The organism is Streptococcus sp. 29892, assembly GCF_032594935.1.
GTDB classification, from domain to species: Bacteria; Bacillota; Bacilli; order Lactobacillales; family Streptococcaceae; genus Streptococcus; species Streptococcus hyiners.
Genome location: NZ_CP118734.1, coordinates 140,959 through 157,751, shown reverse-complemented (window position 1 = coordinate 157,751; position 16,793 = coordinate 140,959). Strand labels below are relative to the sequence as shown.

Sequence of the window (16,793 nt, the reverse complement as noted above, 5' to 3'; positions counted from 1 at the left end):
CGAATTTTTGTCGTATTTTTATACTCATGCCTATCGCATATTTTGGGGTGCTCGTCAGTAGAGTGGATCAGTTTTGCCCTCGATTATTAGAATCATTAAGTCGTCAACCACAAAGCCCTCACTAAGATTATACACCTAGTGAGGGCTTTATGTTCGTTTTCATTATTCTGTGGGTGAGGGCGGAGCCATCATGGATGTATTGCCCAAGTCCCTGCAACACTGGAATAATCTCCATTAGAAATGGCATCAATATCAATTGTAGTTCTACTTGAAACAGTAGTCTGGCCAGTGTCCGTTGCTGTTTGAAGTTCTGTTTCCTTAATTTCGCTATTGCTAGAAGCCACTTGTTCCTCTGAACTTGCTGCCATTTGAGAGCTACTTTCGGTAGTCGTTGAGGTGCTCGAATTTGTATTAGTGCTTGATGATGCCGACTGCCCACTTTGCTTAGTTTCGCTAGTCCCAGTTGATTTCTGCTGACTAGCACTAGTCTGACTAGATTGACTCGTACCTGTATTTACACTTTCTTGTACTTTAGTACAGGCTGTTAGGATACAAGTACAGCACAGTATTGAAACAAATATTTTTTTCATGGTATTGTACCTCCTATTTTTATTTTAAAACATTTTCCATATTCCAATTTTATCAGATATACATCTACCATCGAGTCAACTTACAAATTTACAAGATTATTTTTATAAAATTACATATTTTCAAGTTAATCAAAATACAATAAAAATTAGTTATAATAAAATCAAAAACGAGATACGAAACTATGAACCATAAAATAGTCTCACTGATTATCTGTACTTTAATCGTAATTCCAATTATTATACGTCCTACTCCTCAAGAACACACTCCAAACGAAGACACTGCCGTCTATAGTGTCGTTCCAGCAGAGAAACTAACTTCTCATTTGTAACCACCCCAACAGAGGCTATAAAGGCCTCTATTTTCTTTTTACTCGTTTCCGTTCCTTCTGTTCGAAGGAACTTCAAACATAACCTAAAATAGTTAATAAAAATATGTTCTAATGCATCACAAACTTCAGAGATTGATTCTAGATCACATAGTAATTGTTCGGCATAAACATACCGCCCACGTTCTATCATTTCAGTTATTGAGTTTATCAGAATTTCTTTTAAATATTGTTTATTTTTTCTCAAATTCCGATAATGATGAGATTTGTTTTTTAATTCTAAAATCAAAACAATAATCAATTCGTCATTCAACAACATTTGCGCATTCAAAAACAAATACAACTCAAAACTGGTCCACTCCTCAATGGCAAAGAGATAATCTGAGAGAAACTCTCTATCCTCATCGTCAAAATCAGATTGACCATCTAAGGCAGCCAGCGCCACCTTGATGACAATTCCATTTAACCTAGCATAGAGATTTCCCTCAGCATTCAAGAGGTCTGACTCCAACAAAGCCTCTAGCCCATCCCTATCCTGTCGGTAATACAAATCTGAAATCAGATTTGCTAGCTCAATATGGGGCGCTTCCTTGTAGCCATGATATTTGTAGGTGAATTCCTCCATGGTCATGTTGATACCTTCGACAGCCACAATCAACTTATCCGCTGCCAACATAGATTTTCCAGACTCAAAGCGTGACAATTGAGCTGCTGTAAAGTCTCCACCGACAACATCCTTTTGCTTGACCAAGCGAGAACGACGGAGTTCCCTGTAAAATTCTCCCAATCCTATTTGTGGTACTGCATCCATAAATTACCTCCTTTCTCACTGGATGATATCGCTCACATTTATTATACTATACAGATATATATTTGTCAATTTCGCTCATTTATCCATTTATTCCCTACTTGTTTCTGAAAATCATGACACTTTTCCATTTTCCTACCAAACCCTTTTACCATCAGCATATTTTATGGTATAATGAAGAGTAACATTTAGACTGAATAAATTGACAACTCGAGAAAATTGAATAGATAATACCAAGCAGAATAGCTGTTTGGGGCTTTTTTCATAGTTGCCAGTCAAAAAGAAAGGAACTATACTACACATGATTTATAAAGTATTTTACCAAGAAACAAAAGTTAGCCCACGCCGTGAGCAGACACAAGCCCTCTATGTAGAAGTTGACGCAGCTTCTGAATTGGAAGGTCGCATCAAAGTCAAAGAATTGGTTGAATCAAAATTCCCAGCCTACAACGTTGAATTCGTTGATCTACTCTCTGACAAACACCTCGAATACGAAAAAGAGCACGCAGATTTCAAACTTACGGAGTTCTAATTTATGTCATCAGTCAATCTAAAACCTCATGAAGTTGGCGTTTTCGCCATCGGTGGTTTGGGAGAAATCGGGAAAAACACCTACGGTATCGAGTACAAGGATGAAATTCTCATCGTCGATGCGGGTATCAAGTTCCCTGAAGATGACCTTTTGGGTATCGACTACGTTATCCCTGACTACTCCTATATCGTTGAAAATCTAGATCGTGTCAAAGGTCTGGTTATTACCCACGGTCACGAAGACCACATCGGAGGCATTCCCTTCTTGCTCAAGCAAGCCAATGTCCCAATCTATGCAGGTCCTTTGGCCCTCGCCCTTATTCGCGGAAAACTGGAAGAACACGGACTGCTTCGTGATGCAACCTTGTATGAAATCAACCACAATACTGAATTGACCTTCAAGCACCTCAAGGTCAGCTTCTTCCGCACCACCCACTCTATCCCAGAGCCACTCGGTATTGTCATTGATACCCCACAAGGAAAAGTCGTCTGTACCGGTGACTTCAAGTTCGACTTCACTCCTGTTGGTGAGCCAGCTGACTTACATCGCATGGCAGCCCTGGGTGAAGAAGGCGTTCTCTGCCTCCTTTCCGACTCTACCAACGCCGAAGTTCCAACCTTTACCAACTCGGAAAAAGTGGTCGGTCAGTCCATCATGAAACTGATTGAAGGCATCCACGGACGCATCATCTTTGCTTCCTTTGCCTCCAACATCTTCCGTCTGCAACAGGCGGCTGACGCTGCAGTCAAGACTGGTCGCAAAATTGCTGTCTTTGGACGCTCTATGGAGAAGGCCATCGTCAATGGTATCGAGCTCGGCTACATCAAGGTTCCAAAAGACACCTTTATCGAACCAAACGAGATCAAAGAATATCCTGCCAGCGAGATCATGATTCTCTGTACAGGTAGCCAGGGTGAGCCAATGGCTGCCCTATCTCGCATTGCCCACGGTACTCATCGTCAGGTTCAACTCCAGCCGGGCGACACGGTCATCTTCTCGTCTAGTCCTATTCCGGGAAATACCACAGGTGTTAACAAGCTCATCAATATCTTGATTGAAGCCGGAGTTGACGTCATTCACGGCAAGATTAACAACATCCATACCTCTGGACACGGTGGCCAGCAAGAACAAAAACTCATGCTCCGCCTAATCAAGCCAAAATACTTCATGCCTGTCCATGGCGAATACCGCATGCAAAAAATCCATGCCAGTCTGGCAGTGGATACAGGTGTACCAAAAGACAACATCTTCATCATGGAAAACGGCGATGTCCTAGCCCTGACCAAGGATTCTGCGCGATTGGCTGGCAAGTTCAATGCCCAAGACATCTACGTGGATGGAAACCGTATTGGTGAAATCGGTGCAGCTGTCCTCAAAGACCGCCGTGACCTCTCAGAAGACGGCGTTGTCCTTGCTGTCGCAACCGTTGACTTCAAGTCCAAGATGATTCTGGCAGGACCAGATATCCTCAGCCGAGGCTTCATCTATATGCGCGAATCTGGTGACTTGATCCGCGAAAGCCAACGCGTTCTCTTCAACGCTATCCGCATCGCCATGCGCAACAAAGATGCCAATATCCAAACGGTCAATGGCGCCATCGTCAATGCCCTACGACCATTCCTATACGAAAAAACAGAGCGTGAACCAATCATCATTCCAATGATTTTAACGCCTGATCACTAAGAAAGAAGAAGCCTCGGCAACTGCCGAGGCTTCACTTGTTTTCCAATAGGAATACCTTACAACCACTTGATAAAATGATATTTGGAAATTCCTTTTTTCGGCACATCTGTTAGATGAGCATAAATAGAATATCCAGCCTTCAGATAAAAATCCTTAGCCTGATAGGACTTAGTTGACAGTGTGATACTCTTTACTCCATTTTGTCTAGCTTCATTTTCCAAACGAATCAGCAAACGCCTCCCCAATCCTTGACCTTGCTTGTGTCTGACAACCACCAAAGCCTTTACATGAATCGTTTCCAAGGTCTGCTGGGCCTGCAAGACAGCTACTAATTGACCTGCTTCCTCTTCTACCAAAACAATTTCCTGCTGACTAGGAGCAAGGTCTTGCCCTTCTCCAAAAACCGCTCTATACTGTTCATCAAATACAGCTTTTACAAATTCATCCATCCACATCGCCTCCAATTTTTTTTATCTATATAAGGGTAGTCTTTTTCAAGCCCGTGAACAAAGGACCCGTCGGGGTCCTACTCGCTTTCCAGTTTCTCGGCTCGTGAAAAAATGGTCCACCGGACCATTTTTTTAATACATATCCAAATAGTTGTCGATTTCCCATTGAGAAACGTAGGTTGCGTAGCTTGCCCACTCGATTTTCTTAGCTTCTACAAAGTTAGTGTAGATATGTTCGCCCAGGGCTGCACGAACTACCTCATCCTTACGAAGTGCCTTCAAAGCATTGTGAAGAGTTGATGGTAGGTCTGTAATACCAGCTTCACGGCGTTCCTCATCAGACATTGCATAGATATTTGTTTCAACAGGTGCTGGTGCCTCAATCTTGTTCTCAACACCCTCTAGACCTACTTCTAAAAGCACGGCCATTGCTAAATATGGGTTAGCAGTTGGGTCAACTGAGCGCAATTCCAAACGAGTTCCCATACCACGAGAAGCTGGAACACGAACCAATGGAGAACGGTTTTTACCAGCCCAAGCGATGTAAACAGGAGCTTCAAAACCTGGAACCAAACGCTTGTAGGAGTTTACAGTTGGGTTTGTAATAGCAGTATAGTTGTAAGCATGCTTGATCAAACCACCCAAGAAGTGATAGGCTGTTTCTGACAATTGCATGCCACGAGGATCTTCTGGGTCAAAGAAGGCATTGTTGCCATCCTTGTCAAAGAGTGACATATTACAGTGCATACCTGAACCAGCGATACCATATTTGGGCTTAGCCATAAAGGTTGCATACATACCATGTTTACGGGCAATTGTTTTAACAACCAACTTGAAGAGCTGAATCTTATCACAAGCACTCAAAACATCATCGTATTTGAAATCAATCTCATGCTGACCAACAGCACATTCATGGTGACTAGCTTCTACTTCAAAGCCCATTTGCGTCAAGACATTAACGATCTCACGACGAGTATTATCAGCCAAATCCGTCGGAGCAAGGTCAAAGTATCCACCCTTATCGTTCACTTCCAGGGTTGGATTTCCTTGCTCATCCATCTTGAAGAGGAAGAATTCTGGCTCAGGACCCAAATTGAAAGAAGAAAATCCAAGTTCTTCCATGTGACGAAGGGCTTTTTTCAAGTTACCACGAGGATCACCAGCAAATGGCTCGCCTGCTGTTGTATAAACATCACAAATCAAGCCCGCTACTGAACCATTCTCATCACCCCAAGGGAAGATTGTCCAGGTATTCAAATCTGGATATAGGTACATATCTGATTCATTGATACGAACAAAACCTTCGATTGATGAACCATCAAACATCACCTTGTTTGATAAAACCTTATCCACCTGCTCATCAGTTGCTGGAATTTCTACGTTTTTCATTACTCCCATGATATCTGTAAACATCAGACGTAGGAAGGTAACGTTTTTCTCTTTAATATCGCGTTTAATGTCCGCTACTGTGACTGCCATTGTTTTTCTCCTCTATTTAAAAAATAATTACGATGAACGGAAAATAGAACTAGGACTTGAAAAGCGTCCTTGACGACTGAATTCATCATGTAAGATACGGCGTACATCTTCATCGGTCAAGGTTTTCTGTTGTTTTTGGACCTTAGCTTTTGCTTCACGGTTTGCATATTCCTTCTTAATAGCCGCAATATTCAAACCCTCGTCCAAAAAATCCTTGATTTCAAGAAGCAAATCCATATCATTTAGAGAATACAAGCGACGATTGCCCTCATTACGATCGGGCTTAATCAAGCCATGATCTTCATAGTAACGAATCTGACGAGCCGTTAGGTCTGTCAATTTCATAACACTGCCAATTGGAAAAATGGCCAAGGAACGACGGAACTCTTTTTCTCTCATAATGAACTCCTTTCTGCAGACTATTATAGGAGAATTTTGACCATGGGTCAAGCGATTATGTTATATCTTCTAACATCTTTTCTTTTGGAAACGTTTTTTTATCAAATTAACATCGTAATTTACCAAAATCGCTATAAAAACACCGACAAAGGTTTCAAAAACACGAACGAAAACATACTGAATGGTATCACCTGCTGGAATTGATAAAGAAATAATCAACAGAGCCGACACCGCACCGATAATGCCAGCCTTATTATTCATAGCTACATTAGTCATAATAGTCAGCATGACAAAGATAGGCACAAAGACCGCAGTTACCCAGAACTGATCAGAAAATAACCTATCTAGTAAAAAGAAAATCAAGGCGTAGAAACCACCTATCGAATTGCCTAAAACACGAGAGGTACCAAAATGGACACTCTGGTCAAAGTCCTCACGCAAACTAAAGACCGTTGTCAAGGCTGCAATCTGAATACCTTCCCACCCCAGATAACCAAAAAGCAAAATAACTAAAAAAACCGCTAGACCTGATTTAAAGGTCCGCATTCCTAATCGAAATTTTTGGGGATCAAACTTATATTTTTCAAACATATCTCTATTCTAACATGATTTTATGGAAAATGGGGTCATTATCCCAAGAAAGGCAGAAAAGAGTTGGTCACCCAACTCTTTTCTCTCAAGTTTTTACTTTTCAGTCAATGCTGCACCTAGCCAGTCTTTCTAGGTCACACTTCCCAGAAAGACTAGGCATGGCACTAGGCACTCCGTGCCGTCGCAAGTCCTGGAAGAGCCTTACACCTTGCTAGACTTTCTAACTCGCTTAGCTTCGTAGAAACTCTACGCGATGCACTAGAAAAGAGCTGGAAATCCAACTCTTTTCGTCGTAAGTTTTTACTTTTCAGTCAATGCTGCAAGACCTGGAAGGACTTTACCTTCAAGGAGTTCCATAGATGCACCACCACCAGTTGAGATCCATGAGAACTTGTCTGCACGGCCAAGGTTGATAGCAGCAGCTGCTGAGTCACCACCACCGATGATTGATTTCACGCCTGGTTGTTTCACGATAGCATCCATTACACCGATTGTACCCGCTTGGAAGTCTGGGTTTTCAAATACACCCATAGGTCCGTTCCAAACAACTGTTTTCGCACCAGTCAAAGCTTCGTCAAACTTAGCAATTGACTTAGGACCGATATCAAGACCAAGGAAGCCTTCTGAAACTGCTTCGCCTTCTGTATCGCGAACTTCAGTGTAGCCAGCAAATGCGTTAGCTTCTTTTGAGTCAACTGGCAAGATCAATTTACCGTTAGCTTTTTCAAGAAGTGCTTTTGCCACATCAAGCTTGTCTTCTTCTACAAGTGAGTTACCGATTTCGATACCTTGAGCTTTGTAGAATGTGTACGTCATACCACCACCGATAAGAACTTTGTCAGCTTTTTCGAGAAGGTTTTCGATAACACCGATCTTATCAGATACTTTTGAACCACCAAGGATTGCCACGAATGGACGCTCTGGAGTTTCAACAGCTTCTTGGATGTATGCAATTTCGTTTTCCAAAAGGAAACCAGCTACTGCTTTTTCTACGTTTGCTGAGATACCAACGTTTGATGCGTGCGCACGGTGTGCAGTACCAAACGCGTCGTTAACGAAGATACCATCACCAAGTGAAGCCCAGTATTTACCAAGTTCTTCGTCGTTTTTAGATTCTTTCTTACCATCAACATCTTCGAAACGAGTGTTTTCAACAAGGAGAACTTGTCCATCTTCCAATGTGTTGATTGCTGCTTCCAATTCAGCACCACGAGTAGCACCAGCGATGAAAGCAACGTCTTGACCCAATTTAGCTGCCAAGTCAGCTGCTACAGGAGCCAATGATTTACCTTCTTTGTCAGCTTCTTCTTTCACACGACCAAGGTGAGAGAAAAGAATTGCACGTCCACCTTGCTCAAGAATATACTTGATTGTTGGAAGAGCTGCTGTAATACGGTTATCGTTAGTGATAACGCCATCTTTCAAAGGCACGTTGAAGTCCACACGAACAAGAACTTTTTTGCCTTTCAATTCTACATCTTTAACAGTCAATTTTGCCATTAGATAAGAACTCCTTAATTTATATTTACCCTACCATTGTACCATATTTTCTGTATTTTTTCTCTCATAAAGATAGTTTTTTCACAAATCTACAAAAAGAACGAATGATAGAAAAAAGAGGCCGAAGCCTCTTTGATTTTCACTAAGGATTATTTAGCGATTTTTGCGAAGTACTCTCTATTCTACGCCTAGCTGTTGAAGAATATATTTTGAATATATTAAATCAAAATACTTATCCTGAGTAGCAAAATACGTCGTTATCGCTACTCCCAAAGCCAGAATCAGTAGAGTATAAACCAATTTTATTTTCATCATATCCTATTCTCCTATTCCTTTGTGTAGCCACTAGCCTCATAAACCCTATCTATCGCCCGGCCATTTCTGCTTGTATATAATGTAGAATCAATTACACTACTTTCAATATCCCATATTCCCCACTCATAAATTTCATCACCATTGACATTTTGCAAGAATACTTCAACTTTATTCAAATAAACTCTTATCCGTCCGATTTTTCCTGTACGAGATAAGTAATTAACATTACCATCTTCAGAAATTTTGATAAACTTATCATAATCAATACCCCCATGACCATCATACTCATAGAAAGTATTTCCAATTATATAGTTTCTAACAATTTCAGGCGCTTTTGTTTCATATTCTAACATCATATCACGGTCATGACTAACTAAATAAGTCGTACCTGGTGTAAACTGAGCATTGAAATAACCTGTCAGGAATTCCATCGGTTCTAGCTTCAAAGCTTTCTGACGATTTTCTAGACTAGTTAAATCTCCTTTCAAAATGCGAGTTACTTCCTTTGCTTCTATCAGTTCAGAGTTTGAAAGTGAATACGATTCTAACCGAGATAGTTGTGAAAGAGCTTCGCCATAATTCTTGTTTTCAACAGCACCAACAAAAGTAGCAACATCGGCTTTGTATTGTTCCGTTTTCTTCTGTATAGCGAAAATTTGGTAGACAAACCATAATAGAGCCACGATTAGCAAACCCATGATAACTGCATGTATATTTTTCCTCATCGACACATCTATTTTCCTACTACTGCTTTTCAAATACAATCATCTTCCCTGAAAAATCGACCTCTAAATCTCCATTTTCTAATTTTTCATAGGTTCCTGAAATCGATTTGCTATCTGAAAGATCGATATCTATCTCTTGCCCCTGCAAATCTACACTGCCAGTAATGTCACTATCCACAATACCTATACTAGCCTCACCTGTAATGGTTTCGCCATCGATTTCAATGTCAAGCTCGAAACCATAAGCATCAGCTAGATAACGCCCATCAACATTGTTAATGGTTTCAACCACGACCTCCTCTGCCTTGCTACAAGCAACTAAGAAAAGTGTTCCTAAAACCAATACTATAGCCGATAAATACTTTTTCATAATGCTTTCTCCTTTACATACTTTTCTAAAGAACTTTTTACATCATTGAGGATGTCTAAGTGTAATTCCTTATATCTCATAACATCCTCTTCCTCCAGACCGCCTCTATGAATGGAAAGGTAGTCGTCCGATAGTTGCAGACAATACTTACGAAATCTGACTATCTGTTCTGTATGATAGTCAGATAGGAGAGCCTCCGATTTTTGAACAAGCAACTTTACCAATTCTCCAACAATATATGGATTGTTTTCAAAAATATCATGCAAAGGCATTGAACCTGAATAAGCAATAAGTATCTTTAGCAGATCCAAATAGAGCATATTCTTTTGAGAACGACTTTCCTGCCTCCGTAATTGATTTAATTGTTCATCAAATACCGCTTGACCATCCTCAGACAGAGGATAATCATTCCATCCCTCAAGAACCTCTAGTTGTTCTTCCATCACTTCTATAGAAGAATTAAAACTGTCGAGGATTTCCAGAAAAGATACTTCTTTCTCAAAACTTTTTGCTTTTAGATACTGATAAAGACTTCCTACGATTGTCAGACCTCCAATAATCGTGACAATATCTGATGCTATTGATAACATATGTTTCCTAAAACCTCCCATTCTCCTTCAGGAGCCCAAATTCGTCAAAACCAGTATCTTCAGACCAGCCGAAAACATTTATGGTCGTAAAATATCCCTTATTCTCAATACCGAACGAAACATCAAACTCCACTCCGTACTTTTTCTTTATATGAGCCAATTCCTCATCCGTTAAAGCTCGACCGTTTTCTTTGATATAAGTCTCCAACTCTGTATCTGTCGGATCAGTAACTTTATTATTAGCAATCTGCCACAGCCCCTTAGCTGTTTTCCGAATACTCGAACCATACATTTGTAAAAAGTCGGATAAGGTAACTTCCTCTATCAAGACTTCCTCGATTGCCCATTTCTCAATCGGTTGAGCCCAAATATCATAAACTTCTGTTGATTTGATAAGTTCATATTTTGGAATATAACTTTCTCTCCAACCTCCTTTATTGCTACCTCCGTGGTACCGTGAATAATTAACTAATTTTTCCTCATCAAACAGTAAAAAATCACGCCGAAATGTTGCATTCGATTCATCAATCATAAGCACATCTTGCGGGATAACTTCATTGTTTTGGAAAATCGTTTCTCTCCGAATTTTTTGGAACATAGACTTTAGGATGTCAATGTTTCCACTACTATCCATATATAAACCATCTGAGAGTAGCTTTAAGCCCAGAAAGGTCCCAGCATCAAGAATGTCATTAGAATAGAGATAAAAATGAATATAAGCGTGCTCTTTTACCAGATAACCTATCTCTAATTGAACCGTTTCTCCTTCCGAAAAACGAATTACTCCATTCGAATCTAAATAGGTCTCTGTAGTTTTATTACCCCTACTAATTTTTTCATAGGTTCCATCTGGATTTACCCTGACTTGAATTTCCTTCCCGTCATCGTTCCCTTTATAAACACCAACCAGGTCACCGATATTTTCAGGTAAACGATAGGGCTTATTGTCTTCCAACATAATTGAACTAGTATCAATCTTTAAGGGAGCATTTTTCACTTCCTCACTGATACGTGGAGTTAACCGATAATCTTCATATCGTGAATAAGCAAATGATAGGCAAGTCAGCACCGCAACAAGTAAGAAAACAAAGCGAATGAACTTAGGGTGTAGGTTTAGAAATTTTTTCATAACTTTCTCCATGTTACTCTTAGGTTAAGTATTGACTGGTAAGTCAATACTTGTTATGCATAGTATAACAAGCTTTTTTCGCGCAAAACATAGTTATATATGTTCTATTTGTACGAAAAAAGAGGCCGAAGCCTCTTTGATTTTCACTAAGGATTATTTAGCGATTTTTGCGAAGTACTCAAGAGTACGAACAAGTTGTGCAGTATAAGACATTTCGTTGTCGTACCATGAAACAACTTTAACCAATTGCTCACCATCAACGTCAAGAACTTTAGTTTGAGTTGCATCGAACAATGAACCGAATGAGATACCTACGATATCTGAAGAAACGATTTGGTCTTCAGTATAGCCGTATGATTCAGTAGCAGCAGCTTTCATAGCAGCGTTTACTTCTTCAGCAGTAACTTTCTTGTTAAGAGTTGCAACCAATTCAGTTACAGAACCTGTTGGAACTGGAACACGTTGTGCAGCACCGTCAAGTTTACCGTTCAACTCTGGGATTACCAAGCCGATAGCTTTAGCAGCACCAGTTGAGTTAGGAACGATGTTCGCAGCAGCAGCACGAGCACGACGAAGGTCACCACCACGGTGTGGTCCGTCAAGAACCATTTGGTCACCAGTGTAACCGTGGATTGTAGTCATCAAACCTTTTTGAACGCCAAATGCATCGTGAAGAGCTTTAGCCATTGGTGCCAAACAGTTTGTAGTACATGAAGCACCTGAGATAACTGTTTCAGTACCATCAAGGATATCGTGGTTAGTGTTGAAAACGATAGTCTTAACATCGTTACCACCAGGAGCAGTGATAACAACTTTCTTAGCACCATTTTCGTGGATGTGTTGCTCAGCAGCAGTTTTTGAAGTGAAGAAACCAGTTGCTTCAAGAACGATTTCTACGCCGTCAGCAGCCCAGTCAATTTTTCCTGGCTCACGCTCAGCAGAAACTTTAACGAATTTACCGTTAACTTCGAAACCACCGTCTTTAACTTCAACAGTACCGTCGAAACGACCTTGAGTTGTGTCGTATTTCAACAAGTGTGCAAGCATTACTGGGTCTGTAAGGTCGTTGATACGAGTAACTTCAACACCTTCTACGTTTTGGATACGACGGAAAGCAAGACGACCGATACGTCCGAAACCGTTAATACCAACTTTAACTACCATGAATGATTTCCTCCTTATGAAAATCGAGTTCTTTATTTTAAAAGGCAAGCCTTTTAATCCTTTTGTGAAAATATTAACTTGTAAGCCTACAAGCATCTTTTCAACGTTTTTATTATATAACTTATTCAATAAAAAAGCAAGAATTTCATATAGTTTCATTGTTAATATTGTCGGAACTGCATGGAATTTCTGAAAACTTACTGATGCAATTGGATAAAACCTATAAAATTTGATACAATCATAAGTAATGTTTTAGAAAGTTATTACTCCTATGCCGACAAAATACTCAAAAATCCGCCAGAAACACTTATCCAAAAGAAAACATCGGTCTAAATTTCAAAAATCCATCCTCAGCATTCTCACTCCTTTATTAAGTTTAGGATTATGGTATGTATTAAATACAATCAGCATATCTATCCAGCCAGTCATCTCAAATATTTTTCCCAGTCATGTGCAAATGAACTATAGCCTATTTTTCGCTTTTCTTTACAGTAGTTTAGTCCTTGCGCTCACACTTACCTTGTGGTTCTGGTGGAAAATACTCTTTAACGAAAAATTTACTTGGTGGAAGCCCTCTTCACTCCTTTTCATCTTCCTTCCAGTTGTACCAGTCTTCTTATTAGCCCGATATGAAGCCTCCTTTCATACCCCAAAAGCGCCACTTATTATTTCTCATCGCGCTTTAAACGACCACCACGCTATTGAAAATACCGTTGAAGCACTGCAGTTAGCAAGTCAGAGCCAGCCAGACTACATCGAAATCGACCTTTGGGAAACAGCTGACCTAGAGTTTATTGCTTTTCACGATGCAAGTTTAATCAATTGGGCTGGTGTAGACTATCGTCCCCATGATCTTACTTTGGCAAACTTAACAGAAACCATCATAACAGATGCAGCTGGCTACTCTGCCAAAATTGCAAGTTTTGACCAAATTCTAACTGAAGCTAGGGCACAAAATCAGAAACTCTTAATTGATTTTAAAACTTCTGCACAAGATAGTTCCCAAATGGTAGACAATTTTATGAAGAAATACCAAGCAAGCTTTGAAGAGGAGGGGCATCAGCTTCAGTCTGCTGACCCTCATTTCATAAACGCTATTCTAAAGTATGCTCCAAAATTTGAAACCTACTTATTGATGAGCGCACCTCCGGAAATTGAATTACCTAACCTGACTGGCTATAGTGTTCCCTTGGATCAACTCACTGATGATTTACTTAATTATATTCGCAAATCGGGAAAAGCTTTCTACGTATGGACTGTCAATGCTCCTGAGGGAGTGCAACAAGCAGACTCCATAGAAGTAGATGGCATCATCACCGACTACCCAACTCGTACACAAACAGTTTTATCTGGTCTATCACAAGCCAATAAATACACAAAACTGTATCAAGAACAATTACAATATTTTAAAATATTCCCCATCCAAGAACAATGATTTTATATCTAGTAGAGATGGTAAAAAGTCAACTTGATTATTTACTTTCCACTTGGTTTGTCCGACTTCCACTTGCCACAGTTCAGCCCTAGACTGTTGGAGGTGATTTTTAGTGAACTGCAACACCTTGGCAGCCACCAGTTTAACTGGTGGTTTTCATTTTGTTCTTGACGAAAGAGAGAGAAGGTATGAAAAAAGCCCACTCTTTCGAGCAGGCTTGGGCAATCAATTAAGCGTTGCCGCCGTTTTTCTTGATGATTTCATCTTGTACAGATTTTGGTACATCTTCGTAGTGGTCAAATACCATCATGAAAGTACCGCGACCTTGTGTTGCTGAACGAAGAACAGTTGCGTAACCGAACATTTCAGCAAGTGGTACATAAGCACGAACGATTTGTGTGTTACCACGAGCTTCCATACCGTCAACGCGACCACGACGTGCAGTAACGTGACCCATAACGTCACCAAGGTTATCTTCTGGTGCAGTGATGGTTACAAGCATCATTGGCTCAAGGATAGTTGGTTGAGCTGATTTAGCTGCTTCTTTAAGGGCAAGAGATGCTGCCACTTTGAAGGCTGTTTCAGATGAGTCGACATCGTGGTATGAACCATCGTAAAGCTTCGCTTTAACGTCAACGATTGGGTAACCAGCAAGAACACCGTTGGCCATAGATTCTACGAGACCTTTTTCAACCGCTGGGATGAATTCACGTGGAACCACACCACCGACGATAGCGTTCTCGAACTCGAAACCTTTACCTTCTTCGTTTGGTGTGAATTCGATCCAAACGTCACCGAATTGACCTTTACCACCAGACTGGCGTTTGAAGAAACCACGAGCTTGAGTAGAAGCACGGAATGTTTCACGGTATGATACTTGAGGAGCACCTACGTTCGCTTCAACCTTGAATTCACGACGCATACGGTCAACAAGGACATCCAAGTGCAACTCACCCATACCTGAGATAACTGTTTCACCAGTTTCAACGTTTGTTTCAACGCGGAATGTTGGATCTTCTTCAGCCAATTTAGAAAGGGCGATACCCATCTTGTCTTGGTCAGCTTTAGACTTAGGCTCAACCATCAATTGGATAACTGGTTCTGGAACGTGGATTGACTCAAGGATTACTTTTGCTTTTTCATCTGTCAATGAGTCACCAGTTGTAGTATCTTTCAAACCAACCGCAGCGGCGATATCACCAGCGTAAACAGTTTCAATTTCTTGACGGCTGTTTGCGTGCATTTGAAGGATACGTCCGATACGCTCACGTTTACCTTTAGAAGTGTTCATTACGTATGAACCACTGTTAAGTACACCTGAGTAGACACGGAAGAATGTCAAACGACCTACGAATGGGTCAGTCATGATCTTGAAGGCAAGAGCTGCAAATGGCTCTTCGTCAGAAGCATGACGCTCTTCTTCAGCATCTGTATCTGGATTGATACCTTTGATAGCAGGGATGTCAACTGGGCTTGGAAGGTAGTCAATAACCGCATCAAGCATCAATTGAACACCTTTGTTTTTGAAGGCTGAACCACACAATACTGGGAAGAATTCAACGTTGATTGTTGCTTTACGGATAGCAGCTTTCAATTCGTCGTTTGTGATTTCTTCACCTTCAAGGTATTTCATCATCAATTCTTCATCAGTTTCCGCAACTGCTTCAACCAATTTTTCACGGTATTCTTGAGCTTGCTCAAGGTATTCAGCCGGAATATCTTCTTCAAGAATATCTGTACCAAGGTCGTTAGTATAGATTTCAGCTTTCATCTTGATCAAGTCGATGATACCACGGAACTCATCTTCAGAACCGATTGGCAATTGAATTGGGTGAGCATTTGCTTGAAGACGCTCATGAAGTGTGCTTACTGAGTAAAGGAAGTCAGCACCGATTTTGTCCATTTTGTTGGCAAATACGATACGTGGAACACCGTATTCAGTTGCTTGACGCCATACTGTTTCAGTTTGTGGCTCAACACCTGATTGTGAGTCAAGAACGGTAACCGCACCATCAAGAACGCGAAGTGAACGTTGTACTTCGATTGTGAAGTCCACGTGTCCTGGTGTGTCGATGATGTTTACACGGTGGTTGTTCCATTGAGCTGTTGTCGCAGCAGATGTGATTGTGATACCACGCTCTTGCTCTTGCTCCATCCAGTCCATTTGTGATGCACCTTCGTGAGTTTCACCGATTTTGTGGATTTTACCAGTGTAGTAAAGAATACGCTCAGTTGTCGTTGTTTTACCCGCGTCAACGTGCGCCATGATACCGATATTACGAGTTTTTTCTAATGAAAATTCGCGTGCCATGAGGTTTGTTCTCCTATAATTTTAGTTTTATACTTTATTATACCATATTTTAAGAAAAGCGAGTGGGCAAGTCCCACCCGCTTGATTTCTTACTAATGGTGTGAAGTGGATGAGGCAAGCCTCAATCCGATTTGTGATGATTGAACGAGAAGTTTGTACCATAATCATAATTGATTTATGTAGAACTAACTTGACTTCCTCACATCCTAATTAGTTGAGTTCGGACTAAAAATTCTGGAAAAAAGATAAATCTTCCTTGGACCTTAAGGTCCATCGTCTGATTTCCTATTTTTCCTTGAATTTTCTTAACGTCCTCACATCCTAATTGAACTCGGGCTACAACTCACTGACAAAAAGATGAACCTCATTGATTGCACAGCAATCTGCTTCGCTTCCC

17 protein-coding genes are annotated in these 16,793 nt (G+C 40.6%); 3 read left to right on the top strand and 14 right to left on the bottom strand.

The annotated features are described in order from the left end of the window. Nucleotides 1–188 precede the first annotated feature (188 nt). Together PW220_RS00950 and PW220_RS00945 are read right to left on the bottom strand one after the other, a co-directional pair. Nucleotides 189–590 (bottom strand): DUF6287 domain-containing protein, encoded by a 402-nt coding sequence (locus tag PW220_RS00950; RefSeq protein ID WP_248055967.1) that lies wholly within the window; start codon nt 588–590, stop codon nt 189–191. Between the two features lie 246 nt (nt 591–836). Then, on the bottom strand, nt 837–1,727 hold the full coding sequence (locus PW220_RS00945; protein WP_248055966.1) for an Rgg/GadR/MutR family transcriptional regulator: 891 nt from the start codon (nt 1,725–1,727) through the stop codon (nt 837–839). A gap of 298 nt (nt 1,728–2,025) precedes the next feature. Between PW220_RS00945 and PW220_RS00940 the strand changes: the two genes are divergently transcribed. Together PW220_RS00940 and rnjA are read left to right on the top strand one after the other, a co-directional pair. Beyond that, entirely contained in the window at nt 2,026–2,256 is a 231-nt protein-coding gene (locus tag PW220_RS00940; protein WP_248055965.1) for a DNA-dependent RNA polymerase subunit epsilon, read from the top strand. Nucleotides 2,257–2,259: 3 nt separating this feature from the next. Beyond that, nucleotides 2,260–3,939, top strand: coding sequence for a ribonuclease J1 (rnjA, locus tag PW220_RS00935; RefSeq protein ID WP_248055964.1), 1,680 nt, complete (start codon nt 2,260–2,262; stop codon nt 3,937–3,939). A 56-nt stretch (nt 3,940–3,995) separates the two neighbouring features. Here the strand turns inward: rnjA and PW220_RS00930 are convergent, their stop codons facing one another. The 11 genes from PW220_RS00930 to gap all read right to left on the bottom strand — a co-directional run bounded on the left by PW220_RS00930 (nt 3,996) and on the right by gap (nt 12,650). After that, the gene (locus tag PW220_RS00930) at nt 3,996–4,388 is read right to left on the bottom strand and encodes a GNAT family N-acetyltransferase (RefSeq protein WP_248055963.1); all 393 of its coding nucleotides are present in this window, start codon (nt 4,386–4,388) and stop codon (nt 3,996–3,998) included. A 132-nt stretch (nt 4,389–4,520) separates the two neighbouring features. Beyond that, nucleotides 4,521–5,867 carry a type I glutamate--ammonia ligase gene (glnA, locus tag PW220_RS00925; RefSeq protein WP_105116800.1) on the bottom strand — a complete coding sequence of 449 codons (1,347 nt, stop codon included), beginning with the start codon at nt 5,865–5,867 and terminating at the stop codon, nt 4,521–4,523. A gap of 27 nt (nt 5,868–5,894) precedes the next feature. Then, entirely contained in the window at nt 5,895–6,266 is a 372-nt protein-coding gene (locus PW220_RS00920; protein ID WP_105117596.1) for a MerR family transcriptional regulator, read from the bottom strand. Nucleotides 6,267–6,335: 69 nt separating this feature from the next. Continuing rightward, nucleotides 6,336–6,857 carry an FUSC family protein gene (locus PW220_RS00915; protein WP_248032802.1) on the bottom strand — a complete coding sequence of 174 codons (522 nt, stop codon included), beginning with the start codon at nt 6,855–6,857 and terminating at the stop codon, nt 6,336–6,338. Between the two features lie 300 nt (nt 6,858–7,157). Next, a complete protein-coding gene (locus PW220_RS00910; protein WP_208562449.1) occupies nt 7,158–8,357 on the bottom strand; it encodes a phosphoglycerate kinase in 1,200 nt (399 codons plus the stop codon). A gap of 177 nt (nt 8,358–8,534) precedes the next feature. After that, entirely contained in the window at nt 8,535–8,672 is a 138-nt protein-coding gene (locus PW220_RS00905) for a hypothetical protein (RefSeq protein WP_248044470.1), read from the bottom strand. 11 nt (nt 8,673–8,683) lie between these two features. Then, nucleotides 8,684–9,370: a hypothetical protein gene (locus PW220_RS00900; RefSeq protein ID WP_248055962.1), complete on the bottom strand. Its 687-nt coding sequence runs from the start codon at nt 9,368–9,370 to the stop codon at nt 8,684–8,686. 46 nt (nt 9,371–9,416) lie between these two features. Next, nucleotides 9,417–9,767, bottom strand: coding sequence for a hypothetical protein (locus tag PW220_RS00895; RefSeq protein WP_248055961.1), 351 nt, complete (start codon nt 9,765–9,767; stop codon nt 9,417–9,419). After that, on the bottom strand, nt 9,764–10,357 hold the full coding sequence (locus PW220_RS00890) for a hypothetical protein (protein WP_248055960.1): 594 nt from the start codon (nt 10,355–10,357) through the stop codon (nt 9,764–9,766). The genes PW220_RS00895 and PW220_RS00890 overlap by 4 nt, the downstream gene beginning before the upstream one ends. A gap of 7 nt (nt 10,358–10,364) precedes the next feature. Continuing rightward, nucleotides 10,365–11,486: a hypothetical protein gene (locus tag PW220_RS00885; protein WP_172050864.1), complete on the bottom strand. Its 1,122-nt coding sequence runs from the start codon at nt 11,484–11,486 to the stop codon at nt 10,365–10,367. 153 nt (nt 11,487–11,639) lie between these two features. Beyond that, a complete protein-coding gene (gene gap, locus PW220_RS00880) occupies nt 11,640–12,650 on the bottom strand; it encodes a type I glyceraldehyde-3-phosphate dehydrogenase (protein WP_029176999.1) in 1,011 nt (336 codons plus the stop codon). A 271-nt stretch (nt 12,651–12,921) separates the two neighbouring features. Between gap and PW220_RS00875 the strand changes: the two genes are divergently transcribed. Further along, nucleotides 12,922–14,085 carry a glycerophosphodiester phosphodiesterase family protein gene (locus tag PW220_RS00875; protein WP_248055959.1) on the top strand — a complete coding sequence of 388 codons (1,164 nt, stop codon included), beginning with the start codon at nt 12,922–12,924 and terminating at the stop codon, nt 14,083–14,085. 229 nt (nt 14,086–14,314) lie between these two features. Here the strand turns inward: PW220_RS00875 and fusA are convergent, their stop codons facing one another. After that, nucleotides 14,315–16,396 carry an elongation factor G gene (gene fusA, locus PW220_RS00870; RefSeq protein ID WP_029998358.1) on the bottom strand — a complete coding sequence of 694 codons (2,082 nt, stop codon included), beginning with the start codon at nt 16,394–16,396 and terminating at the stop codon, nt 14,315–14,317. Between the last annotated feature and the right edge of the window lie 397 nt (nt 16,397–16,793).

What these genes read in the sequence shown, in the direction of transcription:
- PW220_RS00895 (WP_248055961.1), bottom strand. Translation starts at nt 9,767, where the DNA reads ATGAAAAAGTATTTATCGGCTATAGTATTGGTTTTAGGAACACTTTTC.
- PW220_RS00930 (WP_248055963.1), bottom strand. Translation starts at nt 4,388, where the DNA reads ATGGATGAATTTGTAAAAGCTGTATTTGATGAACAGTATAGAGCGGTT.
- PW220_RS00885 (WP_172050864.1), bottom strand. Translation starts at nt 11,486, where the DNA reads ATGAAAAAATTTCTAAACCTACACCCTAAGTTCATTCGCTTTGTTTTC.
- PW220_RS00910 (WP_208562449.1), bottom strand. Translation starts at nt 8,357, where the DNA reads ATGGCAAAATTGACTGTTAAAGATGTAGAATTGAAAGGCAAAAAAGTT.
- glnA (WP_105116800.1), bottom strand. Translation starts at nt 5,867, where the DNA reads ATGGCAGTCACAGTAGCGGACATTAAACGCGATATTAAAGAGAAAAAC.
- PW220_RS00890 (WP_248055960.1), bottom strand. Translation starts at nt 10,357, where the DNA reads ATGTTATCAATAGCATCAGATATTGTCACGATTATTGGAGGTCTGACA.
- PW220_RS00875 (WP_248055959.1), top strand. Translation starts at nt 12,922, where the DNA reads ATGCCGACAAAATACTCAAAAATCCGCCAGAAACACTTATCCAAAAGA.
- rnjA (WP_248055964.1), top strand. Translation starts at nt 2,260, where the DNA reads ATGTCATCAGTCAATCTAAAACCTCATGAAGTTGGCGTTTTCGCCATC.
- fusA (WP_029998358.1), bottom strand. Translation starts at nt 16,396, where the DNA reads ATGGCACGCGAATTTTCATTAGAAAAAACTCGTAATATCGGTATCATG.
- PW220_RS00945 (WP_248055966.1), bottom strand. Translation starts at nt 1,727, where the DNA reads ATGGATGCAGTACCACAAATAGGATTGGGAGAATTTTACAGGGAACTC.
- PW220_RS00905 (WP_248044470.1), bottom strand. Translation starts at nt 8,672, where the DNA reads ATGATGAAAATAAAATTGGTTTATACTCTACTGATTCTGGCTTTGGGA.
- PW220_RS00920 (WP_105117596.1), bottom strand. Translation starts at nt 6,266, where the DNA reads ATGAGAGAAAAAGAGTTCCGTCGTTCCTTGGCCATTTTTCCAATTGGC.
- gap (WP_029176999.1), bottom strand. Translation starts at nt 12,650, where the DNA reads ATGGTAGTTAAAGTTGGTATTAACGGTTTCGGACGTATCGGTCGTCTT.
- PW220_RS00900 (WP_248055962.1), bottom strand. Translation starts at nt 9,370, where the DNA reads ATGGGTTTGCTAATCGTGGCTCTATTATGGTTTGTCTACCAAATTTTC.
- PW220_RS00940 (WP_248055965.1), top strand. Translation starts at nt 2,026, where the DNA reads ATGATTTATAAAGTATTTTACCAAGAAACAAAAGTTAGCCCACGCCGT.
- PW220_RS00915 (WP_248032802.1), bottom strand. Translation starts at nt 6,857, where the DNA reads ATGTTTGAAAAATATAAGTTTGATCCCCAAAAATTTCGATTAGGAATG.
- PW220_RS00950 (WP_248055967.1), bottom strand. Translation starts at nt 590, where the DNA reads ATGAAAAAAATATTTGTTTCAATACTGTGCTGTACTTGTATCCTAACA.